This is a genomic window from Cupriavidus ulmosensis (assembly GCF_977008105.1).
Window position 1 is genome coordinate 27480 of sequence record NZ_CDRMWP010000001.1, and the last position, 26063, is coordinate 53542.

The window sequence follows — 26063 nt, forward strand, 5'->3', positions numbered from 1 at the left end:
CGGTGGGCGCGATGAGCGCGATGAGCGTGGCCGGCGCGCCCTAGCCCGCCGTGTCGCCGCGGCCCGTGAAGAACCGCCAGAGCCGGATCATGGCCAGCGTGTCGAGGCCGCAGTAGTCCGTGAGCTGCCGCTCGATCTGCGCCTTGCGCGCGGGCGCGGTGCCGGGCGCGATGGCTTCCTGGTAGGCGCTCATGGCCATGCCGCCGTCCTGCACGCCGTCCAGCGCGTCGTAGCGCAGGTCGGGCGCGATGGCCGGCAGCACCTTCTTGATGCTCCAGCTGCCCTGCTGGTCCGGGTGGTAGTAGTACTGCTGGGCAACCGGGAGCAGGTCCACCACGCGCGCGCAGATGGCCAGCAGCGGCGCTTCCAGCGCCGCAAAGCGCGCGGCGAGCTCGCGCATGCGCGCGGTCTCGAAGGCGGCGTTGTAGACGAAGACCGGGCCGGCCTGCCCGCAGCCGGCCACCAGCGCCCGCGCGAACGCGAGCGAGGGATCGTCGCCGGACAGGTCGAGGAACGACCGGTGCTCCAGCTTGCCCGTGCGCGACAGCCGGTGCAGGCTGAACTGGAACGGCAGTTGCTGGTACGGCCGCGTGCCGGGCCAGACCGGCACCGCGAACTGGATCGTCTCGAAGTCCAGGAAAAAGGCCGGCAGCTTGTGCGCGGCGAGCTCGGCCGCGGCGCCGGCGGTGTCGAAGAAGACCTCGCCGGACAGCGTGTGCGCCTTCACGCGGCGCTGCCGGTCGTTGAGCAGGCGGTCCGGCACGTCGCGCATGTCGGCCACGCCGTCCTCTTCGATCAGCGCCTTGAGCGCCCTGGCCTGGATGCGGGGCAGCCACCGCACCGGATACTGCGCCGCCGGCTCCTGGCCGCGGCAATGGTCGAGGAAGCCGCATTCGTAGGGCGTGCCGCAGTGCCGGCCGGTGGCCTGCTCCGGCTCGCCGGCCCGCGCGGCGACGGCCTGCGCCTGCGCGATCCAGCCCTGGACCTCGCCGGCGCGCGCGAAGGCCTGTTCGGAGACGTCGGCCTCGGCCAGCAGGCCGCGGTAGTCGCCGCCGCCCGGATAGACCCACTGGCTGTCGATGTGCGCCAGCGCGATGCCGCTGAGCGGCACGCCCGCGCGCGTCGCCACGAACGCCTGCACGGCGGTGTCGTCGAGGTGGTAGTCCTTCACGCTGGTGGATGACTTGACCTCGACCATGCGCCAGGTGCGCGCCGCGCCGGCGCCGTCCGGCAGCATGACGTCGGCGAACGCCAGTGCGCCCTCGGCGCGAAAGCCCGCCTCGAACACCGGCGCCGAACTGCCGAGCAGGTCCTGGCTGCGCGCGAAGGCGGCCTCGAAGCCTTCCGCCTGCGCATCCACCAGCGCGCCGGTGCCGCGCGGGTCATAGAGCCGGCGCGCGATCTCGCCGACCTGGTGCCCGATCGCGAAGCTCGCCTCGGTCGCGGCCGAATCGCTGCGCAGCGCCGGGCGGTGGATTTCCAGCCAGAGCCGCTTCGGGCATTGCCGGAAGGCCATCAGTTTGGATTTCGATAATAAGCGCATGGTCTTTCTGTCTTGTCGTGCCGGCGGGGGACGCCGCCTTTGTGCTGTCATCGTGCCGCCATTGTGCCGCACGCCGCGATGGCCGCGTGGCGGCCGCTCGGGTATTCTCGTGCTCTTTCCAAGAGACGACGGAGCATTCCCGTGGCGCGCATCATTCCCGACGGCTGGGAAACCCTGGAGGCCAGCGGCCCCGCCCAGCGCGAGCTGGAGACGCTCGCGGTGCTGGCGGCCGGGCTGCCGGACGGCTATACGGTCTACCACTCGGTGCACTGGACCAACGTGGCGCACGTGCACGCCATCTACGGCGAGATCGATTTCGTGGTGGTGAACCGCGCGGGGCAGCTGCTCATCATCGAGCAGAAGAGCGGCTTCCTCGACGAGACGCCCGAGGGGCTGGTCAAGCACTACGGCACGCGCTCGCGCGTGGTCTCGGTGCAGATGGGCCGCACCGCGGACGGCCTGCGCGGCAAGCTGATGCGCAGCCTGGGCGGCCAGCCGGTGTTCATCGAGCACCTGCTGTACTGCCCGGACTACACGGTGCGCAATCCGGTCACGGCGGGGCTGTCGCCGCAGCGCATCGTCGACGCGGGCCGGCGCGCGCAGCTGTGCGCCATCATCCGGGCGATCCTGCCGCCGGGCGAGGACGCGCCGGTGGCCGAGCGGATCCATCGCTTCCTGTGCGACACCATCGAGCTCGACACCGACGTCAGCGCGCTGATCGGCCAGGCGCGCACGCTGGTGACGCGCGTGTCCGGCGGCCTGTCGCACTGGGCGCGGCAGCTCGACATCGAGCCGTTCCGCCTGCGCGTGACCGGCACCGCGGGCTCGGGCAAGACCCAGCTCGCGCTGGCCGAGTACCGCGACGCGATCGCGCGCGGGCGGCGCCCGCTCTACGTCTGCTTCAACCGCCCGCTGGCCGACCACTTCGCGCGCATCGCGCCGCCGGGCGGGCTGGCCTGCACGTTCCACATGCTGTGCGAATCGCTGCTGCGCCATCACGGCGGCGTGCCGGACTTCACGCAGCCCGACGCGTTCACGAAGCTGGTGGACGACGTGGCGCGGCTCGCGGTGCCCGGCGAATTCGTCTTCGACACGCTGATCGTGGACGAAGGCCAGGACTTCGCGCCGCACTGGCGCGACCTGGTGCTGCGGCACGCGGGCCCGGCGGCGCGCGCGCTGTGGCTGGAAGACCCGATGCAGAACCTGTACGGCCACCCGCCGGCCGAGCTGCCGGGCTGGGTGCGCCTGCGCGCGCGCAGCAACTTCCGCAGCCCGCGCCCGGTGGTGAAGCTGCTGCAGCCGCTGCTGCCGCCCGAGGTGGAGATCGAGGCCACCGCGCCGATCGCCACGGCGGAGGTGGAATTCCTGGTGTACCGGGACCATGAACTGCTCGACCGCGTCAAGGACGGCCTGCGCCTGTGTTACTCCGACGGCTTCCGGCAGGAGGATGTGGTGCTGCTGAGCTACCGCGGGCGCGACAATTCCCGCCTGCTCGGTTACGACCAGCTCGGCCCGAACCGGCTGCGCTCGTTTACCGGCGCCTACGACGCGCAGGGCCAGCCGGTCTACTCGCAGGGCGACGTGCTGGCGGAATCGGTGTTCCGCTTCAAGGGACAGTCCGCGCCCGCCATCGTGTTCGCCGAGATCGATTTCGAGACGCTCGGCGAGAAGGAGATCCGCCGGCTGTTCGTCGGCGCGACGCGGGCGACGATGAAGCTGGTGCTGGTGCTGTCCGAGCGCGCGGCGGGTTTGCTGTACGACCGGCTGTAGGTTCTCCGGGGCGGCGCGGGAGGGGCGCGGGAGAGGCTGGGGAGAGCGGGCACGGCGTCCCGTTGCCCGCCTCCCGCGACGGATTGCATGCCGGTGCCGCATCTGCGCACCGGATGCGCAGATGCGTGGCGACACTGCACTCCTCGGCAGAACAGGAGGGCAAGCCATGCAATTCGTCACGATTCCCGGAACCGTTTCCGGCACCGCCATCGCCACCTCGCAGGTCCGGCCGCAGCGCGTGCTGCTGCGCCGCTGGGGCTTCTCCGAGCAGGAGGCCGCAGGCCTGCTGCTCGACCTGCCGTCGCTGGAGGGCCGGCTGGCGTGGACGCTGGACGAGCAGGCCCGGCCGCGGCCCGACCTGGTCATCCACCTCGTGGATGCCACGCGCCTGAGCGGCGTGTTCGGCGGCGCGCGCTGGAACGCGATGGGCCCGGTCGACGCCATGCGCCGCGCGCGCCGGCGCGGCACCAGCGAGATCGCCCTGGTGCTGGGCTCGGCCCAGCACCTGCCGCCCGAGCGCGACGGCTGCTGGGTGCTGGCCGGCGAGCGCAGCCTGGCCGCGGCGCTGGACATCCTCGCGCGCACCGCCATCGAGCCGCTGCTGGCGCCCGGCGCGGGCCGGCGCACGGGGTTTCACGAGCTGGCGTCGATGAACGCGCTGTGCGTGCTGGCGCGCGAGCAGGAGCAGGACCGCGAGGCCCTGTCCCGGCGCATCGTCTCGGTCCTGTGGACGGCGGTCGAACGCTCGTACTCGATGCCCGCGCGCCTGCTGGTGGCCGCGCAGACGCACGTGATGGACCACGTGGACTCGTTCAACCCGAACCTGCTGCAGCGCATCCGCGCGCACCGGCGCGACACCGGCTCGCTCGACCTCGCGGCCGACATCACCATCGCCTATCCGTGGCCGGCGCCGTGCGTGCCGGCGCTATGACGCCCTATGTCCCTGACGCCTCCGGCGCCCCCGATGCGAGCGCGTCCGCGTAGGCGCGGCACGCCTGCGACAGGTTCCCGGCGATCTCCCTGCGCAGATGCGCCGGCGACAGGATCTCGACGCGGGCCGAGCGCTCCATCAGCAGGTTGCGGAACTCCACCGAGGGAATGACCGTGGCGGTGAGGCGGAAGCCGCCCTCCTCCTCGACGATCTCCTGGTCGTCGGCCAGCTTCTGCTCGCGGAACAGGTTCTTGATCTCGCCGTCTTCCCTGACGCGCAGTTCCACGCGCACCGGCGCCTCGGGGAAGAACGAGAAGAACTGGTTGTGCAGGACGTAGGCGTCCAGGTCGAAGTCCGGGTCGGCCCTGCCGGCCACCTCGGTGCAGGTGGCCTGGACGAAGCGGTCCAGCCGCAGCTGGTAGCGCTTGAAGCTGCCGTCGCTGCGCTCGCGGCTCGCCACCAGGTAAAGCACCGGCCCGCGCTCGACCAGCGCCAGCGGCACCACGTTGAACGCGGCGGGCTCCTCGCTGTCGAGCCGGGAATTGCGGTAGCAGACCGACAGGACCTGGGTGGCATAGAGCGCGCGCCGCACGGCGTTGAGGATGTCCTCGCGGATCGGCGGCGAGCGCAGCGGATAACCGGCGTCGATGCGCACCGTCTTGGCCGCCCACGCGCGCGCGGTGGCCAGCGCCGGGTCCACCGGGCTTTCCTGCAGCACCCTGGCGGCGCCGACGAAATAATCCTCGAGCTGGCTGATGACGTGGCTCGGGAGATGATTGGGCGCATGCCGCTGCAGCGTGAGCAGCGCGATGGCCAGCTCCAGCGGCGGCCGGCGCGCCGTGCCCGAGACCGCCTTCTTGCCGGTGCGCCACCATTTCTTGTCGCGCGAGCGCCCTTCCTTGCCGACCAGGCCTTCCTCGCACAGGCGGTCCAGCGCGCGGATCACGGTGTCGCGCCCCGGCGCCTGCTCGCCATACTTCGCCTGCACGCGGGACAGCAGCTCCCCGGAGAAGATGCGCGCCTCCGCCTGGGGAGGCATGCAGGACAGGATATCGCTTTCGAGCCGTGGCCAGTTTGCCGAGGTCGCCATCTGAACTTGTCGCCTGTTTTATTTTTCGGGAGGCGCTATCGTAGCGGATCTGCGCACGGCTTGCGCAGAAGCCATGCTAAGCGCGGCCCGCGGCGCGGCACCGTGGTTCAATAGCGTTCGTTCCATTGCATCGCAGACCATCATGACCCTGATCGACACCAAGAACCTCCAGCGCGCCGCGCACGAATTCGGCGAAGCCCGCGGCTGGGGGAAATACCACAGCCCCAAGAACCTGGCGATGGCGCTGAGCGTGGAAGCGGCCGAGCTGGTGGAGATTTTCCAGTGGAAGACCGAGGAGGAATCGCGCGGGATCATGGCGACCGACGAGCGGGAGCATGTGGAGCAGGAGCTGGCGGATATTGCGATTTATCTGTCGCAGTTGCTGAATGTGTTGGGGGTGGATCTGGATGCGGCGGTGAAGGCGAAGATGGTGGTGAATGCGGGGAAGTATCCGGTGCCGGGAGGGGAATAGGATTGGGGGGGTGTTTGATTTCTTTAGAGTCGACTTTGACTTCGGCTTCAAGGGATTTGGCTTCGAAGTCGGCTGCTTAACGTTAAAGTTAAAGTCAAAGTCAAAGTCAAAGTCAAAGTCAAAGTCAAAGTCAAAGTCAAAGTCAAAGTCAAAGTCAAAGTCAAAGTCAAAGTCAAAGGCTTTCGCTCCTCCGGAGCGACCTACTTTCTTTTGTCCGAAAAGAAAGTAGGCCAAGAAAGCGGACTGCCTGGCCGGCAGGGGCAGAAACGTTGGGATTTCTAATTGTTGGTGGTTTCGTGGTGGGGCCGGTGGTTCTGCGTGCATCTGCCGTTACCGGTGCGAGCGGCCACGACACTGCTGGCTGTAGTGGCTTCGTGGTCAGACCTATGATGGCGAGTGCACTGCTGGTTCGGCCATCTGCCGTTACCGGCTTTGGACACCACGACATAGCACCCTCATGGTTTCGTGGTGGGCATGGTGGACCCGGCGCGGGTGTGTCGGGTTTCGATCAGCGTTGAGCGTTCTCGTGTCGGTACGTTTCAAGCCGGGGCCACCGCGCCCACCACGAAACCAGCATCGTCCCTATGACGAACCCATCCGCTCCGGTCGCGGCAGCAGCCCGAAGGGCCTGGGCCAACGCCATCATGCAGCGCCACCACGAATCGAACGCCATTCGCGATGCCGCAGGCAAGCAAACCGGTAGCGTCAGCAGTCTCATCGAAGCCAGCGCCCGCACCACGAAACCAGCACCAGCCATAACGTCTGAGCGCCCAGCCCCCCTGCAAGGGGTCGTTTTCTTTTGGTTACTTTTCTTTGTCGAGACAAAGAAAAGTAACGATCTTCACCAAGCCCGAACCACCAAAACCGCTCGCGCCTCAAGGCCCACGAAAGTCCGAACAAGGACCCTAAGCTCAAGCCACCAATCAAGTTCGAGCCTCAAGGCCCACGAAAGTCCGAACAAGGACCCTAAGCTCAAGCCACCAATCAAGTTCGAGCCTCAAGGCCCACGAAAGCTAGAACAAGGACCCAAAGCCCAAACCACCAATCAAGCCCGAGCCGCCAGGCCCACAAAAGCCCGAACAAGAAAATCCGCCCCCCAATCCCATATGTATTGATACGTTCATTCACGCCCCCGTAATACGTACCCGCCACAATCCGCTCCCGTCCCATCCCTAGCGCTTCCTCCTGGCCGTCGGCGTGCCGGCTTTCGTTCGCCCATGCCCGCGCGGGCCGCGCTTTCCATTCCATGTCCAAGACCCTGCTTGCGTTGCTGATGACGTTGTCGTGCCTGTCCGCTTGCGGCGGCGGCGACGACGGCGCGAACACCGTTGCCACGCCCGCGGCCCCCGCGCCGCAGGCGCCCGTGGCCGATGCGGTCATCCGCTGCGCGCCTGCCGTCAGCCCGAAATAAGCCAGCTCACCGGATCGCCGTCACATGTCCTCGAAGTCCCTGAAGAGTCGTCGCCAGTTTCTGAAGTTCGGAGCCGCTTCGGCGGGTGCCGCCGCCGCTTCGATGGTGCTGCCGCAAAGCATCCGCGACGCGCTGGCCATTTCCGCCAACCGCCGCACCGGCACGCTCCAGGATGTGGAGCACATCGTGGTGCTGATGCAGGAGAACCGCTCGTTCGATCATTACTTCGGCACCATGAACGGCGTGCGCGGCTTCGGCGATCCGAAGCCGGTGCCGCTGCGCAGCGGCAGGCCGGTGTGGTATCAGCCGGCCGGGCGCAACGCGGATGCGCGCACCGGCTATGCCAACGTGGGTTATGCGAACTGGCCGAAGACGAGCCAGTGGTACGAGAGCGATCCGGTGCTGCAGGCGCAGCAGAAGTACGTGCTGCCGTTCCGCCTGGACACCACCACGACCAACGCGCAGCATCTCGGCGGCACGGACCACAACTGGAAGCTCGAGCAAGGCATCTGGAAGCACTGGGACGCCTGGGTGCCGCTGAAGAGCCGCATGTCGATGGGCTACTACGATGCGCGCAAGGACCTGCCGTTCTACTACCAGCTGGCCAGCGCCTTCACCATCTGCGACGCCAACCATTGCTCGATCTTCGCCAACACCGAGCCCAACCGCCAGTACTACACCAGCGGCGCCAGCGTCTACACCATGAGCGGCTACCAGGCCGGCACCCGGAAGCGCCTCAAGGGCCAGGAGCTGGACAACAACTGGACCGCCAACATGGACCTCGACGAGGCCTGGGAAGGGCTGACCTGGAAGTGCTACGCCGAGCGGCTGCAGGAAAAGAAGATCGACTGGCGCGTGTACCAGGCGTATTCCAACTACGGCTGCAACTCCGTCGCCTTCCACAAGACCTTCCGCAAGCTCGACAAGCAGTCCGACGAGTACCGCCGCGGGCGCGCCTACGTGGGCAACAAGCTGGCCTCGAACGAGGCCGCCTACGACGAGGAGCTGGCCAACGCCATCGCCCAGGACGTGCAGAACGGCACGCTGCCGCAGGTGTCGTGGATCATCTGCCCGGATGCCTACTGCGAGCACCCGGACGCCTCGCCGGCGGCCGGCCAGGCGCTGGTGGACAAGCTGCTCAAGGCGCTGACCTCGAATCCCGAGGTGTGGGCCAAGACCGTGTTCATCATCAACTACGACGAGAACGACGGTTTCTTCGACCACATGCCGGCCTACGTGCCGCCGGTCAACACCGCCATGTACGGCTACCAGGGCCAGAGCACGGTGTCGGTGGACGAGGAAAACTACAACGGCGTGCCGATCGGCCTGGGGCCGCGCGTGCCGATGATGGTGGTGTCGCCGTGGAGCAAGGGCGGCTGGGTGTGCTCGCAGGTGTTCGACCACACCTCGGTGCTGCGCTTCATCGAGGCGCGCTTCGGCGTGCCGTGCGAGTACATCTCGCCGTGGCGCCGCGCGGTCTGCGGCGACCTGACCTCGGCCTTCGATTTCACCAAGCCCAACGGCGACCTGCCCACCGACCTGCCCAACACCACGTACTACAAGGCGGACGCCGACGCGGCCCGCACCCGTCCTAGCCCGGCGGTGCCGTCCGCGCCCACGCGCCCGGTGCAGGAGGTCGGCCAGCGCCGCGCGCGCGCCCTGCCCTACGAGCTGTTCGCGCATGGCCGCGCGGATGCCGACGGCAAGCGCTTCTGGATCGATTTCGCCAACACCGGCGCGGCCGGCGCGGGCTTCATCGTCTATGCCAACGGCGGCACCAGTTACGCCGAGCCGGACAAGCCGCACGACCAGGACGACACGGTGTTCCCGCCCGCCACCTTCGACGCGCTCAACAACGGCGGCGGCGTGTGGCAGTACACCGTCGAGGCGGGCAAGAGCCTGTCCGACAACTGGATGCCGCAGCCGGCCGGCGCGCAGGATGGCCGCTACGATCTCTCCGTCTACGGTCCCAACGGCTTCCTCAACCAGTTCCGCGGCAAGCTCGGGCAGGCCGGGCCCGAAGTGGCGGCCTGCTACGACATCACCAACGGCAAGCTGCTGCTGACGCTGGTCAACCAGGGCAAGCAGGCGTGCGTGATGTACGCCGCCGACGGCTACGACAGCGCCGACGCGCGCACCTACCATCTCGCGCCCGGCGCCTCGCAGCAGGACAGCTGGGACCTGAGCGCGACCAGCCAGTGGTTCGACGTGCGCCTCACCACGGACGCCGGCGACGGCTTCCTGCGCCGCTTCGCGGGCCATATCGAAACCGGCCGCCACAGCCTGACCGATCCGCGCATCGGCGGCGCCGCGGTGGACATGCTGTGAACCGCGCCCGCACAGGAACCGTCATGAGCAAAATCGGAACGCGCGCCATGCGCACTCTCGCGGCCGGCGCGCTGGCGCTGGCCACGCTGCTGGCCGCCTGCGGCGGCGACGGCACGGCCCCGGCCGCCGGCGCGCTGCCGCCCGCGGACGCGCCGCCCGCCGCCGGCACGCGCCGCGTGCTGCTGATCGGCATGGACGGCGTGAACTATCCCGAGCTGCGCGCCGCGCTGGCGCAGCAGCAGGCGCCGGCGCTGGCGCAACTGACGCTGGGGCCGGCCTACACCGGCGGCGTCAGCGGCACGGTCACGCAGCAGGAAGCGCTGGCCGGCCCCGGCTGGGCCACCCTGCTCACCGGCACCTGGGCCAACCGGCACGGCATCACCACCGACCAGGGCGGGCAGCTGCTGCGCGCCGACACGCTGTTCGCGCGGCTGCGGCAGGCGCGCGCGGGCGGCAAGATCGCCGTGGCCGCGGGCTGGAGCACGCTCGCGCAGCAGCTGGGCGCCGACGCCTGGGCCAGCCGCATCGACAGCCTGGTGGACTGCGCCGGCGTGGACGCCTGCGTGACCGACGCCGCGCTGCGCGCCGTGGCCGACCGCGACTATGGCGTGGTGGTGGCCAACTTCCACGCGCCGGCGCAGGCCGCCGGCGGCCTGGACAGCGACTACCGCCGCGCCCTCGCCACGCTGGACCAGCAAGTGGGCCGGCTGATGGCGGCGCTGCAGGCCAGCAGCACCGCCCGTCCCGGCGAGGACTGGCTGGTGGTCGCCACCACCAGCCGCCCGATGCGCGCGAAGGACTACGCGCCGGATGCCGCGGCCATCGACGACACCAGCTTCATCGGCCTGAACCGCGCCGGCAACGCCGTCTTCGCCGCCTCGGCCAGGGACGCGATGCCGGCCTCCAGGGCCGACCTCTACACGCGCCCGGGCATCGCCGACGTGACGCCCACGGTGCTGGACTTTCTCGGCGTGGCGCCGGTCGCCGCGCAGTACGCGATCGAGGGCCAGTCGCTGCTCGGCACGCCCGGCGTGCAGCAGTTGCGCGCCAGCGCCGGGCGCGACGCCGGCAGCGTCAGCCTGAGCTGGAAGCTGGCGCCGGACGCGCCTCCGCCCGCGCGGATCGAGATCTACCGCGACGGCGCCAAGGTGGCCACGCTCGCCGGCGACGCCACCGGTTATGTCGATGCCGACGTCGGCCTGGCCGGCAAGCCCGAGGGCACCTACCGCTTCGACTACGTGGTGATGGCCGGCGCGGTGCCGCTCGCCTACCGCGCGGCCATCGCCTACGTGCCGCCGATCGTGCTGCCAGCCACGCTGCTCGACCGCCTGATGCATTTCTTCTCGTTCGACACCGGCCTGGCCGACACCCGCAGCGCCGACGCGCTGCGCGCGCTGGAGACCCCGGCGCCGGCGCCGCTGTCCGGCGACGACGGCTTCGGCGGCAGGTCGCTGGCGATCGACCCGGACAGGACCAGCTACGACCTGCCGAGCGACGTGCCGCTGCAGCCGCAGTTCTCGGTCGGCTTCTGGTACAAGTCGGACGCGCAGCAGGCGTGGCTGCCGGTGCTGACCAACAAGGACTGGAATTCGGGCGCCAACCGCGGCTTCATCATCGGGCAGTCCTCGGCCGGCACCATGACCTTCAACTTCGGCGACGGCTCGCGCCGCGCCGATGCGTTCATGGGCTTCACCGCCAACCAGTGGGTGTATGTCGCGCTGACCGTCGACACCGTGGCCAAGACCGCCACCGCCTATATCGCCGACCCGGTGCTGGGCGTGCGCAGCACCGCCATGAACCTCGGCACGCTGACGATGGCCAACCTGCGCGACACGCGCCTGGTGCTCAACGAGGACACCACCGGCACCGCCTATCCCGGCTACACCGCGCCGACGGCGGTCGCGCCCGAGTACAACGACCTCGCCTTCTGGTCGCGCGTGCTCGATGCCACCGAAGTGAAGGCGCTGTACGCCGCGGGCAAGTCGCTGTCGACGCTGAATCCGTAGCGCGATCGCCGGCATTGCCGGCATTTCCGACAATGCCGGCGACGCACGGCAAATGCCGAACGGTTTGCTCCCCTCTCCCGCCTGTACACCGCCCGCGGGAGAGGGGACGGGGCAGAGGGCCGGCGCCCCCACGAAGTCACCACCCGCCCCACGCGCGAGCCCCCGTTCATCAGCGCGGCGCGCAAACCACCCCCTGCCTTGCCGCGCATCCGCCACAACACTCCGAGTACCGCCAGGGCGCGATCCCGCGCGCATTCCCGGCAGAATTTCCTAGACTGCTAAGGATCGGCCCCGCCGCCGGCCATGTGCCGGCTCTAGTACAGGAGTCCGGCATGAGCGACCAGCTTCTCGTTGGCACCGGCAAGGGCCTGTTCATGTGGCGGCGCGACGGCGCGGGCGGCTGGCGGCAGGCGGCCGTGCATTTCCTCGGCGCGCCGGTGAGCGCGGCGCTGGCCGATCCGCGCAGCGGCACGCTCTATGCGGCACTTGGGCGCGGGCGCGGCGTGCGGCTGTGGCGGCGCCGGCCGCGCGACGCGGACTGGGACGGCTGCGGCCTGCCGGCCTATCCGCCGCAACTGGTGTCGGGCGCCGGGCCGGGCGGGCTCGCGCTGCAGCGCATCTGGGTGCTCGAGGCGGGCGGGCCGGACGACCCCGGCGCGCTGTGGGCGGGCACCATGCCGGGCGGCCTGTTCCGCTCGGCCGACGAGGGCGGCAACTGGGCGCTGAACCGGCCGCTGTGGGAGCGCCCCGAGCGCCGCGCGTGGGCCGGCCACGGCTGCGAGGTGCCGGGCATCCACTCGGTCTGCGTGGATCCGCACGACAGCCGCCACGTCACCATCGCGGTGTCGTGCGGCGGCGTGTGGCAGACGCGGGACAGCGGCATCAGCTGGGTCCGCACCGTCACCGGCATGGCGCCGTCGCGCGACGAGCACGGCCAGCACCAGGACCCGCTGCGGCTGGTGCAGTGCGCGGGGCACGCGCATGCCATGTGGGTGCAGCACCGCGGCGGCATGTTCCGCTCCGGCGACGCGGGCATGACGTGGCAGCGCCTGCGCGCGGGCACGGCGGGCATGGCGGGCATGCTGAGCACGGCGGGCTTCGGCCTGACGGTGGCGGCGCATCCGCACCGGCCCAACACGGCGTGGTTCGTGCCGCTGGCCGCCGACCACTGCCGCGTGCCCGTGGACGGCCGGCTGGCGGTCAGCCGCACGCGCGACGGCGGGCGCAGCTTCGAGCCCTGCGACGACGGCCTGCCCGCCGCGCCGGCCTACGACGTGGTCGACCGCCACGGGCTGGCGGTGGACAATAGCGGCGAATGCCTGGCGCTGGGTTCCACCACCGGCAGCCTGTGGATGTCGGAGAATGGCGGCGAGCACTGGAAGCTGCTGACGGCGCATCTGCCGCCGGTGCACTGCCTGCGTTTCTGCTGAATCCGCTTGCCCGTTTTTCTTTCTTCTTGCTTTGCCTTTCTGACAAGGATGCGCGCGCATGGCTGGAACCAGTGCCGGGAAAAAGAACGCGGCGGCGGCCGCACAGAGCGTCCAGAGCGCCCGCGTCGGCATCGGCGGCTGGAACTTCGCGCCGTGGCGCGGCAGCTTCTATCCGGCGAAGCTGGTGCAGAGCCGGGAGCTCGAATACGCCAGCCGCCACCTCACCGCCATCGAGATCAACAGCACCTATCACGGCACGCAGAAGCGCACCTCGTTCGCCAGGTGGCGCGACGAGACGCCCGACGATTTCGTGTTCTCGCTCAAGGCCTCGCGCTTCGCCACCAACCGCCGCGTGCTGGCCGAGGCGGGCGAGTCGGTCGAGCGCTTCCTGGACAGCGGCATCGCCGAGCTGGGCGACAAGCTCGGCCCCGTGGTGTGGCAGTTCGCGCCGACGAAGCCGTTCGAGGCGGAGGACTTCGAGGCCTTCCTCGCGCTGCTGCCCGATGCGGTGGAAGGCCGCAGGCTGCGCCACGTGCTCGACGTGCGGCACGACAGCTTCATGACGCCGGACTATCTCAGGCTCGCGCGCAAGTACAAGGCCGCCACCGTGTTTACCGATTCGCCGAAGTTCCCGTCGTTCGCCGACCTCACCGCCGACTTCGTCTACGCGCGGCTGATGTGCAGCAGCGAGAAGATCGGGACCGGCTACGCGCCGGCGGACCTCGATGCGTGGCGCGACCGCGTGCAGGCCTGGGCCGCGGGCGGCGCGCCCGAAGACCTGCCGCGCGTGGAAGGCAAGGCCGCGGCCGCGCGCGGGTGCGAGGTCTTCGTCTTCTTCATCAACGGCGCCAAGGAGCGCGCGCCCGCGGCGGCCGGCGCGCTGCTGGCGCGCCTCGGATGGGCGCCGCCGCCGTGGGACGAAGGCGGCAAGGCCGGCGGCAAGACCGGTACCGAAGTCGTCACCGGGACCGCAATCAAGACCACCGTCAGGACCACTACCAAGACCGCCGCCAAGGCCCGCGGCGCAGCCAAATGAGGGCGGGCGCCAGCCCGCTATAATCCGGCATGAACTCAAGCCCCGAATCCGCCGCGGCGTCTGCCGCCGGCGCCTCTTTCTCCCGGTTGCCCCTTTCGCCCGCCACGCTGGCGACGCTCGAGCAGCTCGGCTACCAGACCATGACGCCGATCCAGGCCGCCAGCCTGCCGGTGGCGCTGGCCGGCCAGGATCTGATCGCGCAGGCCAAGACCGGCAGCGGCAAGACCGCCGCGTTCGCGCTGGCGCTGCTCAACCGGCTCGACGCGCGCCGCTTCGACGTGCAGGCGCTGGTGCTGTGCCCCACGCGCGAGCTGGCCGACCAGGTCACGCAGGAGATCCGCCGCCTGGCGCGCGCCGAGGAGAACATCAAGATCCTGACGCTGTGCGGCGGCACGCCGATGCGCCCGCAGGTCGACAGCCTGGCGCATGGCGCACATATCGCCGTGGGCACGCCGGGACGCATCATGGATCACCTGGAGCGCGGCACGCTGGTGCTCGACGGGCTCAACACGCTGGTGCTCGACGAAGCCGACCGCATGCTCGACATGGGCTTCTTCGACGACATCGCGCACGTGGCGCGCCAGTGCCCCAAGGAACGCCAGACGCTGCTGTTCTCGGCCACCTATCCCGAGGGCATCGCGCGGCTGAGCCAGCAGTTCCTGCGCAAGCCGCACGAGATCAAGCTCAAGGAGCAGCACGACGACAGCAAGATCCGCCAGCGCTTCTACGAGGTCGAGGAAGGCCAGCGCCTGAACGCGGTGGCGCTGCTGCTCAACCACTACCGCCCGGTCAGCACGCTGGCGTTCTGCAACACCAAGGCGCGCTGCCGCGATCTGGTGGAGCTGCTGCGCGCGCAGGGCTTCGAGGCGCTGGCGCTGCACGGCGAGCTGGAGCAGCGCGAGCGCGACCAGGTGCTGGTGCAGTTCGCCAACCGCAGCTGCTCGGTGCTGGTGGCCACCGACGTGGCCGCGCGCGGCCTCGACATCGCGCAGCTGGAGGCGGTCATCAACGTCGACGTCACGCCCGACCCCGAGGTCTACGTCCACCGCATCGGCCGCACCGGCCGCGCCGACCAGGACGGCATGGCGCTGAGCCTGGCCAGCATGAACGAGATGGGCCGCGTGGGCAACATCGAGCAGCAGCTCGGCGTGGAGATGGAATGGCAGCCGCTGTCCGCGCTGGCGCCGGCCAGCAGCGAGCGCCTGCTGCCGCCGATGGTCACGCTGCAGATCCTCGGCGGGCGCAAGGAGAAGATGCGCCCCGGCGACATCCTCGGCGCGCTCACCGGCGAGGCCGGCTACGCCAAGGAGCAGATCGGCAAGATCAACGTGATGGAGATGTCCACCTACGTGGCGGTGGCGCGCGGCATCGGCCGCGAGGCCGTGCGCAAGCTCAACGATGGCAAGGTCAAGGGCAAGCGCGTGAAAGTGCGCATGCTGACCGAGTGAGGGCGGCGCGCCGGCTGCCGCGGGGCCGCGCCCGATGAAGACGCCGAAGCGGCTGCAGCCGCTGGTCGAGGAAGGCCTGGTCGACGAAGTGATGCGCCAGCTCATGAGCGGCAAGGAAGCCACCGTCTACGTGGTGCGCTGCGGCGGCGAGATCCGCTGCGCCAAGGTCTACAAGGACGCGGCGCAGCGCAGCTTCCGCCAGGCTGCGACCTACCAGGAAGGGCGCAAGGTCAAGAACAGCCGGCAGGCGCGCGCGATGGAAAAAGGCTCGCGCTACGGCCGCAAGGTGGCCGAGGAAGCCTGGCACAACGCCGAGGTGGACGCGCTGTACCGCCTGGCCGCCGCCGGCGTGCGCGTGCCCACGCCCTACCTGTGCTTCGAGGGCGTGCTGCTGATGGAGCTGGTGGTGGACGCCGCCGGCAACGCCGCGCCGCGCCTGAACGACGTGGCGCTGGACGAGGCCACGGCGCTGGCCTTCCACGACGCGCTGCTCGGCCAGGTGGTGCGCATGCTGTGCGCCGGCGTGGTGCACGGCGACCTGTCCGAGTTCAACATCCTGGTCGATGCCGAAGGCCCGGTCATCATCGACCTGCCGCAGGCGGTGGACGCCGCCGGCAACAACGACGCCAGCGCGATGCTCGAGCGCGACGTGGACAACCTCGCCTTCTACTTCGGCCAGTTCGTGCCGCAACTCAACGGCACGCGCTACGGCAAGGAAATCTGGGCGCTCTACCAGGCCGGCCTGCTGCATCCCGGCATCGCGCTGAGCGGCCAGGTGGCGGTCGACGACACGCCCGTGGACGTGGACGCGGTGCTGCAGGAAGTCGAGGACGTGCGCCTCGAGGAAGAAGCGCGCCTGCGCTACCTGCAAAGCGCGGAGTAAGCCGCCGGCGTTGCTGCTGCCATTGCTGCTGCCGTTATCCGCCGCGCACCATGCCGGCGCGGGCCGCCGCCGTTGTTCATTTCCCTGCATTCTGGTCTGAAGCGTTTTTACAAAGATTCGTGGGCGTCACCCTGTAAGACGCGCGCCGCGAGTGCTAATCTGAAAGCACCGTGCCGCGCGGGAGTTGCGCGCGTAGCCGGGTGTACCCGCCGCCGGCGCGCGGGCGGTGGCAAATCGAGGCTGCAAATCCTTCGGACGGAACAAGGAGTGGGTGATGAAAACCGCACGGCAGGTTCTGGAATCCAAGCCGACCCAGGCTATCTACAGCATCACGCCCGGCGCCACGGTGTATGCCGCGCTGCAGCTGATGGCGGAAAAGGGCATCGGCGCGCTGCTGGTGATCGCGCAGGGCGACATCGTCGGCATCCTCAGCGAGCGCGACTACGCGCGCAAGGTGATCCTGATGCAGCGCACCTCGCGCGAGACCTTCGTGCGCGACATCATGACCTCGGCGGTCATCTACGTGCGCGCCGAGCAGAGCACCGACGAATGCATGGCGCTGATGACGCAGCACCGCCTGCGCCACCTGCCCGTGATGGACGGCGACAAGCTGATCGGCATGCTGTCCATCGGCGACCTCGTGAAGGACATCATCTCCGAGCAGAAATTCATCATCGAGCAGCTCGAGCACTACATCACCGGCAGCGTGCACCCGTAGCGCCGCCCTGCCCGACCCGCGCGGCCGCCGTCCGTCCGGGCGGCGGCCGCGGGTTGCGCGCGACACTTCCCCCGCTGAATCCGGTACGTCGCGTTCCGTCCGCGGTCATGCGCAATCGCGCGCAACGGTGCGCAACGATGCGCAACCGTGCCGCGGCAAGCCCCCAAAACACGCCAACGTCCGGCAACGCGCCGCGGCGGCCTTCCGCGCAAGCGCGCAAACCGAGTTAGCCTTGCACTTGATATTCATTATCCGCATATAATTATGCGTTCGCTGAATTAGGCCGGTCCGCCGCGCACAAGCGCAGCACCGGGTACGCACTAGCTCGGCTGAATTCCCTGTTGCGGCCATGTTCGCTGCTGTACGCCGGCAAACGCCACACGTTGCCGGCTGTTCGCCGCGGACGGCCGTCCGGCCTACGCGTTCCCGCCCGCCCCGATGCCAGCCTCCGCTTCCGCCCCCGCCACGCCCGCCCTGAGCCACCAGGACATCATGCGCGTGATCGGCGGCATCATCCTCTGCATCCTGCTTGCCTCGCTCGACCAGACCGTGGTCATCCCGGCGGTGCCCGCCATCGCCAACGACCTGAATGGCTTCGGGCACCTGTCGTGGATCGTCACGGCCTACCTGATCACCTCCACGGTATCCACGCCGCTGTACGGCAAGCTGTCCGACAGCTACGGCCGGCGGCGCCTGCTGATGCTGGCCATCGCCCTGTTCATCCTGGCCTCGGTGGCCTGCGCGCTGGCCGCGTCGCTGGAGCAGCTGATCCTGTTCCGCGCCTTGCAGGGCATCGGCGGCGGCGGCTTGATGTCGCTCGCGCAGGCGGCCATCGCCGACGTGGTGGCGCCGCGCCAGCGCGGGCGCTACCAGGGCTACCTCGCCACGGTGTGGGCGGTGGCGTCGATCGCCGGCCCGCTGGTGGGCGGCTGGACCTCGGACCACCTGTCGTGGCGCTGGCTGTTCTGGATCAACGTGCCGCTCGGCGTGCTGGCGATGTTCATGTGCCACCGCGGCCTGAGCCAGCTGCAGGCGCGCGGCGGCGCGGCGCGCGTGGACTGGGGCGGCGCGCTGCTGCTCACGGTGTCGATCGTGGCCTTCCTGCTGGCGATGAGCTGGGGCGGCGACGTCTACGACTGGGTGTCGCCGCAGATCGTCGGGCTGGCGCTGCTGGCGGTGGCCGCGCTGGCCGGGCTGGTCTGGCAGGAGCGCCGCGCGGCGGACCCGATGCTGCCGCCGCGCCTGTTCGGCAACCGCGCCTACGTGCTGGGCGTGGCCGCGTCGGCGATGGCGGCGCTCAACATCTTCCTGTGCATTTTCGCGCTGCCGCTGCATTTCCAGCTGGTGCGCGGCGCCGGCGCGGCGCAGTCGGGCCTGCTGGTGGTGCCATTCCTGCTGTCCACGGTGGCCGGCAACTTCGTGGTGGCCGGGCTGGCGCCGCGGCTGGGGCGCATGCGCGGCATCCTGACCGGCGGCTTCATCGCCGCCGCGCTGGGCCTGCTGGGGCTGGTGGCGGTCTCGCCCGGCACGCCGGTGGCGCTGGAGCTGCTGGCCATGACGGTGGCCGGCGTGGGCCTGGGCATGACGATGGTCGGCACGCTGATGAGCGTGCAGAACGTGCTCGAGCGCCGCGACACCGGCGCCGGCACCGGCGCGCTGCTGGTGCTGCGCTCGCTGGGCAGCGCCTTCGGCGGCGCGCTGGCGGGCACGCTGCTGACGCTGGCCTTCCACAACGCGCTGCATGCCTCGGGCGTGACGCAGGCGCTGGACCTGGGCGCGCTGCGCCACGGCAGCGAGACGCTGGCGCGGCTCTCGCCGGCGGTGCGCGACACGCTCACCGGCGGCGTGGAGACCGGCTTCCGGCTGATCTTCGCCGGCGGCGCGCTGGCCGCGCTGCTGGCGCTGGCGATCGTGCGGCGCATGCCGGACGCGGAGCTGCGCAGCAGCGTGACCGAGCACGGCGCCGCGCTGGCGATGGATTGAGGGGCCCGGCGCATCGTTGCCCGCGGGTCGGCGTAAACTACGCTCACCCTGATCCCGGAGTGCCCTCCATGCGCCGTCTTCCCGCCCAGCGCCCGCGCGCGCTGCGTTCGACCACCGTATCGACCGCCGCGCTGGCCGGCGCGCTGGCGCTCGCCGCGGCCGCCGCCATCGTGACGCCGCGCCCGGCGCGCGCCGCCGACGCGCCCACGCCCGCGGCCCAGCCCGCGGGCGCCTGCCCGGCCGCGCTCAATTTCAAGTTCCCGCGCCTGCAGGACGAGGCGCCGCAGAACCTGTGCCAGTACGCCGGCAAGGTGGTGCTGGTGGTCAACACCGCCAGCTACTGCGGCTTCACCCCGCAGTACGAAGGGCTGGAGGCGCTCTACGCCAAGTACCGCGAGCGCGGCCTGGTGGTGCTGGGCTTCCCGTCCAACGACTTCTCGCAGGAGCCGGGCTCGTCCAAGGAGATCGCGGACTTCTGCTACAACACCTACGGCGTCAAGTTCCCCATGCTGGGCAAGTCGCACGTGCGCGGCAGCGAGGCCAATCCGATGTACGCGCTGCTGGCGAAGGCGTCCGGCACCACGCCGAAGTGGAATTTCTACAAGTACCTGATCGACCGCAACGGCGAGGTGGCGGGCAGCTTCAACAGCGCGACCAAGCCGGACGACAAGCAGTTCGTCGGCAAGATCGAGCAGTTGCTGAACGCCACGCGCTAGCCGGGCTGGCGGCGTCCCATCGCGGCGTGCGCCAGCAGGTTGAGCACGGCGAAGCCGATGGCAGCCACGCACACCGCGCGCCAGCCGCCCGCGGCCCACGCGGCGCCGGCGGCCAGCGCGCCGGCCGCGCCGCCGACGAAGAAGATGCCGACGAACAGGCCGTTGAGGCGCCCGCGCGCGGCGGGGTCGAGCAGGTTGATCTCGCGCCGGCCGAAGGTCTGGTCGGCGGTCACGCCCGCGTCCAGCACCATCGCGGCCACCACCAGCAGGCCGATCGCCGCGGCGCGGTGCGCCTGCGCGTCGAAGCCGAACCAGCCGCCGCCGGCCGCGCCGGCCAGCAGCAGCGCGGCCAGCACCGCCAGTTGCGCGGCGCCGGTGCCGGCGTGGCCGTGCCCGCGGTCGCCCAGGCGGCCGGCCAGCGGCGCCGCCACCGCGCCCGCCGCGCCGGCCAGCGCGAACAGCGCCAGGCCGTGGCTGCCGAGCGCGAACGGCGGCTGCGCCAGCCGCAGCGCCACCGCCGTCCAGAACGCGCTGAACGCGCCCATCGACAGCGCCGCCGTGAGCGCGTGCCGGCGCAGCACGGGCTGGCCGCGCAGCAGGTGCCACATCGAGGCGATCAGGCCGGCGTAGCGGTGGCCGCCCGCCGGCTGGCGGCGCGGCAGCCAGCGCATCAGCACCACCGCCAGCAGCGCGTCCAGCCCCGCCAGCACGGCGTAGCAGGCGCGCCACCCGCCCGCGCCGGCCAGCAGGCTGGCCAGCGGGCGCGACAGTAGGATGCCCAGCATCAGGCCGCTCATCACATTGCCGACCGCGCGCCCGCGCCGGGCTTCGGGCGCCATCAGCGCGGCCAGCGGCACCAGCATCTGGATCGCGCACGAGGCGGCGCCGGCCGCGGCTACCGCCACGAAGAACACCGCGCCCGACCACGCCGCCGCGGCCAGCGCCAGCATGGCCGCGCACAGCAGCAGCGTGCCCGTCACCAGGCGGCGGTTTTCCAGCAGGTCGGCCAGCGGCACCAGCAGCACCAGGCCGGCGGCGTAGCCGAGCTGCGGCAGCATTGCCACCAGCCCGCGCCAGGCCGGCGGCAGGCCGAGCGAGGCGCTGACCGGGCCGGTCAGCGGCTGGGCGGCGAACAGGTTGAGCACGATCACGCCGACCGCGGCGGCGAGGAACAGCGCGAGGCGCCCGGTCAGTTCGGGCAGGGCGGTGGCGGGCGGCGGCGCGGCTGGATGGACCACGGCGGGTTCGGCGAGGGCGGGGCAAGACATGGCATCTCCGGCAAGAGGGCCCGCGCCGGTGCGGCGCGCCACATTGGCGTGCGCCGGCCCGGCAGGCCCGGGCTGGCAATGTTAGGATCCGGCTATCCATGCGGCAATTGAAATATAGGGATAATCTTTATGCCGGTTTGTTTGCATGTCCCGGGCCGCGTGCCGGCTCGCACGCCGCGGTTCGCCCACGGAGCCCGCCATGAACACGCGTGACATCGAAGCCTTCATCGCGGTCGTCGAAGCCGGCTCGATGGTGCGGGCCGCCAGCCGCCTGCACCTGACCCAGCCCGGGCTTACGCGCCGCGTGCAGAGCCTGGAAGCGCTGATCGGCGTGGCGCTGCTGGACCGACAGGCCAAGCCGCTGCGGCCCACCGCCGCCGGCCATGAGGTCTACGAACTCGGCAAGCGCGTGCTGCTGGCCACCGACGACCTGATGTCGCGCGCGGCGCGCGGCGCCGAGGTGGTGGGCGAACTGCGCCTGGGCATGCCGCCGTTCCTCTCCGACATGGCGCTCGCCCTGCCCATCGACCGCCTGCGCGAGCAGTTTCCGCGGCTGACGGTGCGGGTCACGGCGGGCTGGTCGCCGGGCCTGCTGGAGCAGGTGGAAAGCGCGCGCCTGGATGCCGTGGCCGCGCTGCTGCCCGACGGCGTGGTGCCGCCCGCGCATCTGACGGCGCGCGAGCTGGGCCGCTACGCCACGCTGGTGGTGGCCGCGCGCGGCATGCGCGCGCCGGCCGCGGGCCTGAGCCTGCGCGAGCTGTCCGGGCATGCCTGGGTGCTCAACCAGGACGGCTGCGGCATGCGCTCGGTGCTGCGCCGCGCGCTGGACGCGGCGCACCTGCCGTTCAACGTGGCGGTGGAGGCGTTCGGCGCGGAGCTGCAGTTGTCGCTGGTGGCGCGCGGCGTCGGCATCGGCGCGGTGACGCCCGAGGTGCTGGCGCGCAGCGCGCACCGCGATGCCGTGCAGGTGCTCGACGTGCGCGGCTTCCGCGCCGGCCTGACCGCGTGGCTGCTGCACGCGCCGCTGCCGCGCCGGCTGGGCGCGCCGCTGGCGCTGCTGTTCGACGCGCTGCGCGCGGAGATCGCCGCGGCGCAGGCGGGCGGGTCCGGCGCCTCGGCGCCGCATGCCATACCCGATCCGGCGCCGGATTCGGCACCCGATTCCACCGTTCCTTGATCCGCGTCAAGCCGCCACCGCGCCGCCGTCGCTACTTTCGCCGCTTTGGGGAGAGACAAGAGCGATGGCCATCACGCTGTACGACGCCGGCGGACACACCTGCCTGATGTTTTCCGACCTGGTCGAGGAAGAGCACGGCGAGGTGGTGCAGACCAACCAGTTCCTGGTGGTGGACCACGGCCACGGCGCGCTGATCGACCCCGGCGGGCAGATGACCTACAGCGAGCTGTACCTCGCCATCGGCCGCTACTTCCCGCCCAAGCAGCTCGACTACGTGCTCGCCTCGCACGCCGACCCGGACATCGTCGCCTCGGTCGGGCGCTGGCTCTCCGCCTCCGACAGCCGCATCGCGATCTCGCGCGTGTGGGCGCGCTTCCTGCCGCATTTCTGCCAGGCCGGCCGCACCGAGGGGCGCATCATCTCCATCCCCGACGCCGGCATGCCGATCGCGCTCGGCCAGAGCACGCTGCTGGCGGTGCCGGCGCACTTCCTGCACTCGGAAGGCAACTTCCAGTTCTACGACCCGGTCAGCAAGATCCTGTTCTCGGGCGACCTCGGCGCGGCCCTGACCAGCGCGAGCGAGGCCAGCGAAACGGTGCGCGATTTCGATGCGCACACGCGCGCCATGCTGCCCTTCCATCAGCGCTACATGAGCGGCAACCGCGCGTGCCGGCTGTGGGCCAACATGGCGCGCGGGCTCGACATCGAGTGGATCGTGCCGCAGCACGGCCCGTCGTTCCGCGGCAAGGCGATGGTGACGCAGTTCATCGACTGGGTGGCCACGCTGGCGTGCGGGCTGGACCTGCTGAGCCAGGACGACTACCGGCTGCCGCCCATGCCCGCGGCGCGCGCCTGACGCCGGGCCGTCCGCGCGACCGGCGCCGGTCCGCCCCGCTCGCGTCCGGCCGCGCCATCGATCGCACTCAATCGCACTCAACCGTGTCCAGCCGCGCCGGCCGCGCTTGACCGCGCCCGGTCCCGCTCAATCGCGCGCCAGCCCTTCGGCCACCAGCGCCTCGCGCACGCGGGGCCGCGCCGCCACGCGCGACAGGTAGGCCTGCAGCGCCGGATACGGGTTCAGCGGCATGCGCAGGATCGTGGCCCAGTTGACGATGGCGAAGCCGTACGCATCCGCCACGCCGAAGCGGTCGCCGGCCAGGTAGTCGCGCGTGGCGAGGTGGCGGTCGAGCTCGGCGAAGCGCAGCGCCACCTTGGCCTTGCACGCCTCGCGCGTGCTCTCGGCGGTTTCCTTGCGCCACAGCCACGGGCTGAACACCTTGTGCAGCTCGGTAGAGACCAGCGTGAGCCAGCCCACCGCTTCCAGCCGTGCCACCGTGCCGGCCGGCGGCAGCAGCGCGGCGGCGGGCGCGAGGTCGGCCACGTACTGCAGCAGCGAGGCGGCCTCGGTGTGGCGCGAGCCGTCGTCGAGTTGCAGCATCGGCACGTAGCCGCGCGGGCTGACCGCGTAGAAATCGGTGCTGCCGTTCTCGGCCTCGGCCAGCGTGTGCGTGGCGAGGTCCACCTTGGCCAGCGTGAACGGCAGGCCCGCTTCGCGCAGCGCGATATGGACGGCGAGCGAGCAGGCGCCGGGGGTGTAGTAGAGCTTCATCGGGATGATTCCTCTGGGAGGCTTCGGGGTTTGCCGCCACGGCTTGTGACGGGCGTGCGGGCAGTCTAGGATTGCGAATATGCAATCGCAATGCGCGCGGCTGCAAGCAATCAATGCGGATCTGCAATGCCCTACCAACTGACCTCCCCGGATCTCGACATCGTGCTGGCGCTGGTGCGCGGCGCGACCCTGGCCGAGGCCGGGCGGCGGCTCGGGCTCGACGCCTCCACCGTGTTCCGCGCCCTGCAGCGCATCGAGAAAGGCCTGGGCCGGCGCCTGTTCGAGCGCAGCCGCGCGGGCTACCTCGCCACCGAACTCGCGCAGCAGTTCGCCCAGCACGCCGAGCGCATCGAGGCCGAGCTGGAAGCGGCGCGCGCGCAGGCGTCGGTGAGCGCGGGCACGGTCACGGGGCTGGTGCGCATCACCACCACCGACACCGTGCTGCACGGCATGGTGCTGCCGGCGCTGGCGCCGCTCGGGCGCGCCCATCCCGGCCTGAGCTTCGAGCTGACCGCCACCAACGAACTCGCCAGCCTGACCCGGCGCGATGCCGACATCGCCGTGCGCGCCACGCGGCAGCCGCCCGACCACCTGATCGGCCGGCGGCTCGGCCCGCTGCGCGTGGCGGTGTTCGCCTCGCGCGAGCTGCTCGCCGTGGCGGGCGTGGCGCCGCCGCGCGACGGCGGCAGCGTGGCGCCGGCGGCATTGGCCGCCCTGCCCTGGGCCGCGCCCGACGAAGCCATGCCCGACCATCCTTCGGTGCGCTGGCGCCGCAGGCACCTGCCGCGCGTGTCGCCGCAGTACCGCGTCAACAGTATCGCCGGCGTGGTGGAGGTCATCGAAGGCGGACTCGGCATCGGCATCATCTCGCTGATGATCGGGCGCCGCAGCGGCCGGCTGGTGCAGCTCACCGGAGCGCTCGACGAATGCGACACCGACCTGTGGCTGCTGACCCATCCCGAGTCGCGCCACCTGCGCCGCATCGCCACCGTGGTCGCGCATCTCGCCGGGCACGTGCGGCTCGACGGGCAGGCGGATGAATAAGGCGGACGGATAAGCGTGCCGCCGCCAATGCGGATATGCTGCGCCGGTGAGCCGAAAGCGGGCAGCCAAAAGAAAGTCCGCCGGCCGTTCCGTCACCAAAGCCAAGCCAAGGAGAAACAACGATGAAACTGGTACGTGTGGGCAAGCCCGGCGCCGAGCGCCCGGGACTGATCGATGCCGAGGGCCGCGTGCGCGACCTGTCCGGCGTGATCGACGGCCTGGGGCCGCAGCAACTGTCGGCCGAGGCGCTGGCGAAGCTGGCCGCGCTCGACCCGGCCGCGCTGCCGGTGGTGCAGGGCGAGCGCTTCGGCGTGCCCTGGAGCGGCATCGGCAAGATCGTGGCGATCGGCCTGAACTACGCCGACCACGCCGCCGAGGCCGGCATGCCGCTGCCGGCCGAGCCCATCGTCTTCCTCAAGGCCAACAGCTCGCTCAACGGCCCCGACGACGCGGTGATGCTGCCGCGCGGCTCGGCGAAGACCGACTGGGAGGTGGAACTGGGCGTGGTGATCGGCAAGCTCGCGCGCGACGTCTCGCGCGAGGAAGCGCTCTCGCACGTGGCCGGCTACTGCGTGGTCAACGACGTCTCCGAGCGCGAATTCCAGATCGAGCGCGGCGGCACCTGGGACAAGGGCAAGGGCTGCGACACCTTCTGCCCGGTCGGCCCGTGGCTGGTCACGCGCGACGAAGTGGCCGACCCGCAGGCGCTCGGCCTGTGGCTGGACGTGAACGGCGAGCGCGTGCAGAAGGGCAGCACCGCCACGATGGTGTTCGACGTGGCCACGCTGGTGAGCTACGTCAGCCGCTTCATGACGCTGCACCCGGGCGACCTGATCTGCACCGGCACGCCGCCGGGCGTGGGCATGGGCTTCAAGCCGCCGCGCTACCTCAAGGCCGGCGACCGCATGCGCCTGGGCATCGACGGCCTCGGCGAGCAGGCGCAGACGGTGGTGGCCTACGCCAAGGGGTGACGCCGCCGGCCGGTGCGTGCGAAGTGGCGGCGAAGGAAAGCGAAGGAAAAGCGAAGGGAAGGGCGGCCAGCAATCGGCCGCCTTTTTCTTTGCTGCCGCGCCTTGCTTTGGCGCATGGTTTTCTCCCCTCTCCCGCCCGGCGGGACAGGGGCCGGGGGGGAGGGCCGGCGCCCGCCGAAGCCATCGCGATCGCATCGCCCCACACCCGCATGGCGCCACGCGCGCAACG

21 protein-coding genes are annotated in these 26063 nt (G+C 70.7%); 17 read left to right on the forward strand and 4 right to left on the reverse strand.

The window, feature by feature from the left end; genetic code table 11:
* Nucleotides 1-40: 40 nt before the first annotated feature.
* On the reverse strand, nucleotides 41-1516 hold the full coding sequence (locus ACWTPI_RS00125; RefSeq protein ID WP_454730671.1) for a DUF2779 domain-containing protein: 1476 nt from the start codon (nucleotides 1514-1516) through the stop codon (nucleotides 41-43).
* A gap of 168 nt (nucleotides 1517-1684) precedes the next feature.
* On the opposite strand from ACWTPI_RS00125, the gene ACWTPI_RS00130 reads away from it, so the two are divergent.
* Both ACWTPI_RS00130 and ACWTPI_RS00135 read left to right on the forward strand, forming a co-directional pair.
* Nucleotides 1685-3313 (forward strand): ATP-binding domain-containing protein, encoded by a 1629-nt coding sequence (locus ACWTPI_RS00130; RefSeq protein ID WP_454730672.1) that lies wholly within the window; start codon nucleotides 1685-1687, stop codon nucleotides 3311-3313.
* Between the two features lie 166 nt (nucleotides 3314-3479).
* Nucleotides 3480-4244, forward strand: coding sequence for a hypothetical protein (locus tag ACWTPI_RS00135; protein WP_059411013.1), 765 nt, complete (start codon nucleotides 3480-3482; stop codon nucleotides 4242-4244).
* 4 nt (nucleotides 4245-4248) lie between these two features.
* Here the strand turns inward: ACWTPI_RS00135 and ACWTPI_RS00140 are convergent, their stop codons facing one another.
* The gene (locus ACWTPI_RS00140) at nucleotides 4249-5334 is read right to left on the reverse strand and encodes a helix-turn-helix transcriptional regulator (RefSeq protein ID WP_020204176.1); all 1086 of its coding nucleotides are present in this window, start codon (nucleotides 5332-5334) and stop codon (nucleotides 4249-4251) included.
* Between the two features lie 142 nt (nucleotides 5335-5476).
* Between ACWTPI_RS00140 and ACWTPI_RS00145 the strand changes: the two genes are divergently transcribed.
* The 11 genes from ACWTPI_RS00145 (at nucleotide 5477) to ACWTPI_RS00195 (ending at nucleotide 19765) form a co-directional block, all read left to right on the forward strand.
* Nucleotides 5477-5806 carry a nucleotide pyrophosphohydrolase gene (locus tag ACWTPI_RS00145; RefSeq protein WP_020204175.1) on the forward strand — a complete coding sequence of 110 codons (330 nt, stop codon included), beginning with the start codon at nucleotides 5477-5479 and terminating at the stop codon, nucleotides 5804-5806.
* Nucleotides 5807-7052: 1246 nt separating this feature from the next.
* On the forward strand, nucleotides 7053-7217 hold the full coding sequence (locus tag ACWTPI_RS00150; RefSeq protein ID WP_156173742.1) for a hypothetical protein: 165 nt from the start codon (nucleotides 7053-7055) through the stop codon (nucleotides 7215-7217).
* Between the two features lie 24 nt (nucleotides 7218-7241).
* On the forward strand, nucleotides 7242-9545 hold the full coding sequence (locus ACWTPI_RS00155) for a phosphocholine-specific phospholipase C (protein WP_454730673.1): 2304 nt from the start codon (nucleotides 7242-7244) through the stop codon (nucleotides 9543-9545).
* 23 nt (nucleotides 9546-9568) lie between these two features.
* Nucleotides 9569-11551 (forward strand): hypothetical protein, encoded by a 1983-nt coding sequence (locus ACWTPI_RS00160; protein ID WP_454730674.1) that lies wholly within the window; start codon nucleotides 9569-9571, stop codon nucleotides 11549-11551.
* Between the two features lie 332 nt (nucleotides 11552-11883).
* Nucleotides 11884-12981 carry a WD40/YVTN/BNR-like repeat-containing protein gene (locus ACWTPI_RS00165; protein WP_454730675.1) on the forward strand — a complete coding sequence of 366 codons (1098 nt, stop codon included), beginning with the start codon at nucleotides 11884-11886 and terminating at the stop codon, nucleotides 12979-12981.
* A gap of 58 nt (nucleotides 12982-13039) precedes the next feature.
* Nucleotides 13040-14017 (forward strand): DUF72 domain-containing protein, encoded by a 978-nt coding sequence (locus ACWTPI_RS00170; RefSeq protein WP_454730676.1) that lies wholly within the window; start codon nucleotides 13040-13042, stop codon nucleotides 14015-14017.
* Nucleotides 14018-14046: 29 nt separating this feature from the next.
* A complete protein-coding gene (gene dbpA / locus ACWTPI_RS00175; protein WP_059411021.1) occupies nucleotides 14047-15465 on the forward strand; it encodes an ATP-dependent RNA helicase DbpA in 1419 nt (472 codons plus the stop codon).
* A gap of 34 nt (nucleotides 15466-15499) precedes the next feature.
* Nucleotides 15500-16348, forward strand: coding sequence for a PA4780 family RIO1-like protein kinase (locus ACWTPI_RS00180; protein ID WP_454730677.1), 849 nt, complete (start codon nucleotides 15500-15502; stop codon nucleotides 16346-16348).
* Between the two features lie 274 nt (nucleotides 16349-16622).
* Nucleotides 16623-17066 (forward strand): CBS domain-containing protein, encoded by a 444-nt coding sequence (locus ACWTPI_RS00185; protein WP_020204655.1) that lies wholly within the window; start codon nucleotides 16623-16625, stop codon nucleotides 17064-17066.
* Nucleotides 17067-17504: 438 nt separating this feature from the next.
* Entirely contained in the window at nucleotides 17505-19049 is a 1545-nt protein-coding gene (locus ACWTPI_RS00190; protein WP_454730678.1) for an MDR family MFS transporter, read from the forward strand.
* Between the two features lie 68 nt (nucleotides 19050-19117).
* The gene (locus ACWTPI_RS00195; protein ID WP_454730679.1) at nucleotides 19118-19765 is read left to right on the forward strand and encodes a glutathione peroxidase; all 648 of its coding nucleotides are present in this window, start codon (nucleotides 19118-19120) and stop codon (nucleotides 19763-19765) included.
* Here the strand turns inward: ACWTPI_RS00195 and ACWTPI_RS00200 are convergent.
* Nucleotides 19762-21033, reverse strand: a complete 1272-nt coding sequence (locus tag ACWTPI_RS00200; protein WP_454730680.1) for an MFS transporter — start codon at nucleotides 21031-21033, stop codon at nucleotides 19762-19764. The genes ACWTPI_RS00195 and ACWTPI_RS00200 overlap by 4 nt on opposite strands.
* A 199-nt stretch (nucleotides 21034-21232) precedes the next feature.
* On the opposite strand from ACWTPI_RS00200, the gene ACWTPI_RS00205 reads away from it, so the two are divergent.
* Entirely contained in the window at nucleotides 21233-22210 is a 978-nt protein-coding gene (locus ACWTPI_RS00205) for a LysR family transcriptional regulator (RefSeq protein ID WP_454730681.1), read from the forward strand.
* A 64-nt stretch (nucleotides 22211-22274) separates the two neighbouring features.
* Nucleotides 22275-23066 carry an oxygen-binding di-iron domain-containing protein gene (locus ACWTPI_RS00210; RefSeq protein WP_020204649.1) on the forward strand — a complete coding sequence of 264 codons (792 nt, stop codon included), beginning with the start codon at nucleotides 22275-22277 and terminating at the stop codon, nucleotides 23064-23066.
* A 126-nt stretch (nucleotides 23067-23192) separates the two neighbouring features.
* Here the strand turns inward: ACWTPI_RS00210 and gstA are convergent, their stop codons facing one another.
* Nucleotides 23193-23819 (reverse strand): glutathione transferase GstA, encoded by a 627-nt coding sequence (gene gstA, locus ACWTPI_RS00215; RefSeq protein WP_454730682.1) that lies wholly within the window; start codon nucleotides 23817-23819, stop codon nucleotides 23193-23195.
* Nucleotides 23820-23945: 126 nt separating this feature from the next.
* Here gstA and ACWTPI_RS00220 point away from each other — a divergent pair, with 126 nt between their 5' ends.
* Together ACWTPI_RS00220 and ACWTPI_RS00225 are read left to right on the forward strand one after the other, a co-directional pair.
* Nucleotides 23946-24863 carry a LysR family transcriptional regulator gene (locus ACWTPI_RS00220; protein WP_454730683.1) on the forward strand — a complete coding sequence of 306 codons (918 nt, stop codon included), beginning with the start codon at nucleotides 23946-23948 and terminating at the stop codon, nucleotides 24861-24863.
* A 122-nt stretch (nucleotides 24864-24985) separates the two neighbouring features.
* On the forward strand, nucleotides 24986-25834 hold the full coding sequence (locus ACWTPI_RS00225) for a fumarylacetoacetate hydrolase family protein (RefSeq protein WP_454730684.1): 849 nt from the start codon (nucleotides 24986-24988) through the stop codon (nucleotides 25832-25834).
* Nucleotides 25835-26063 lie beyond the last annotated feature (229 nt).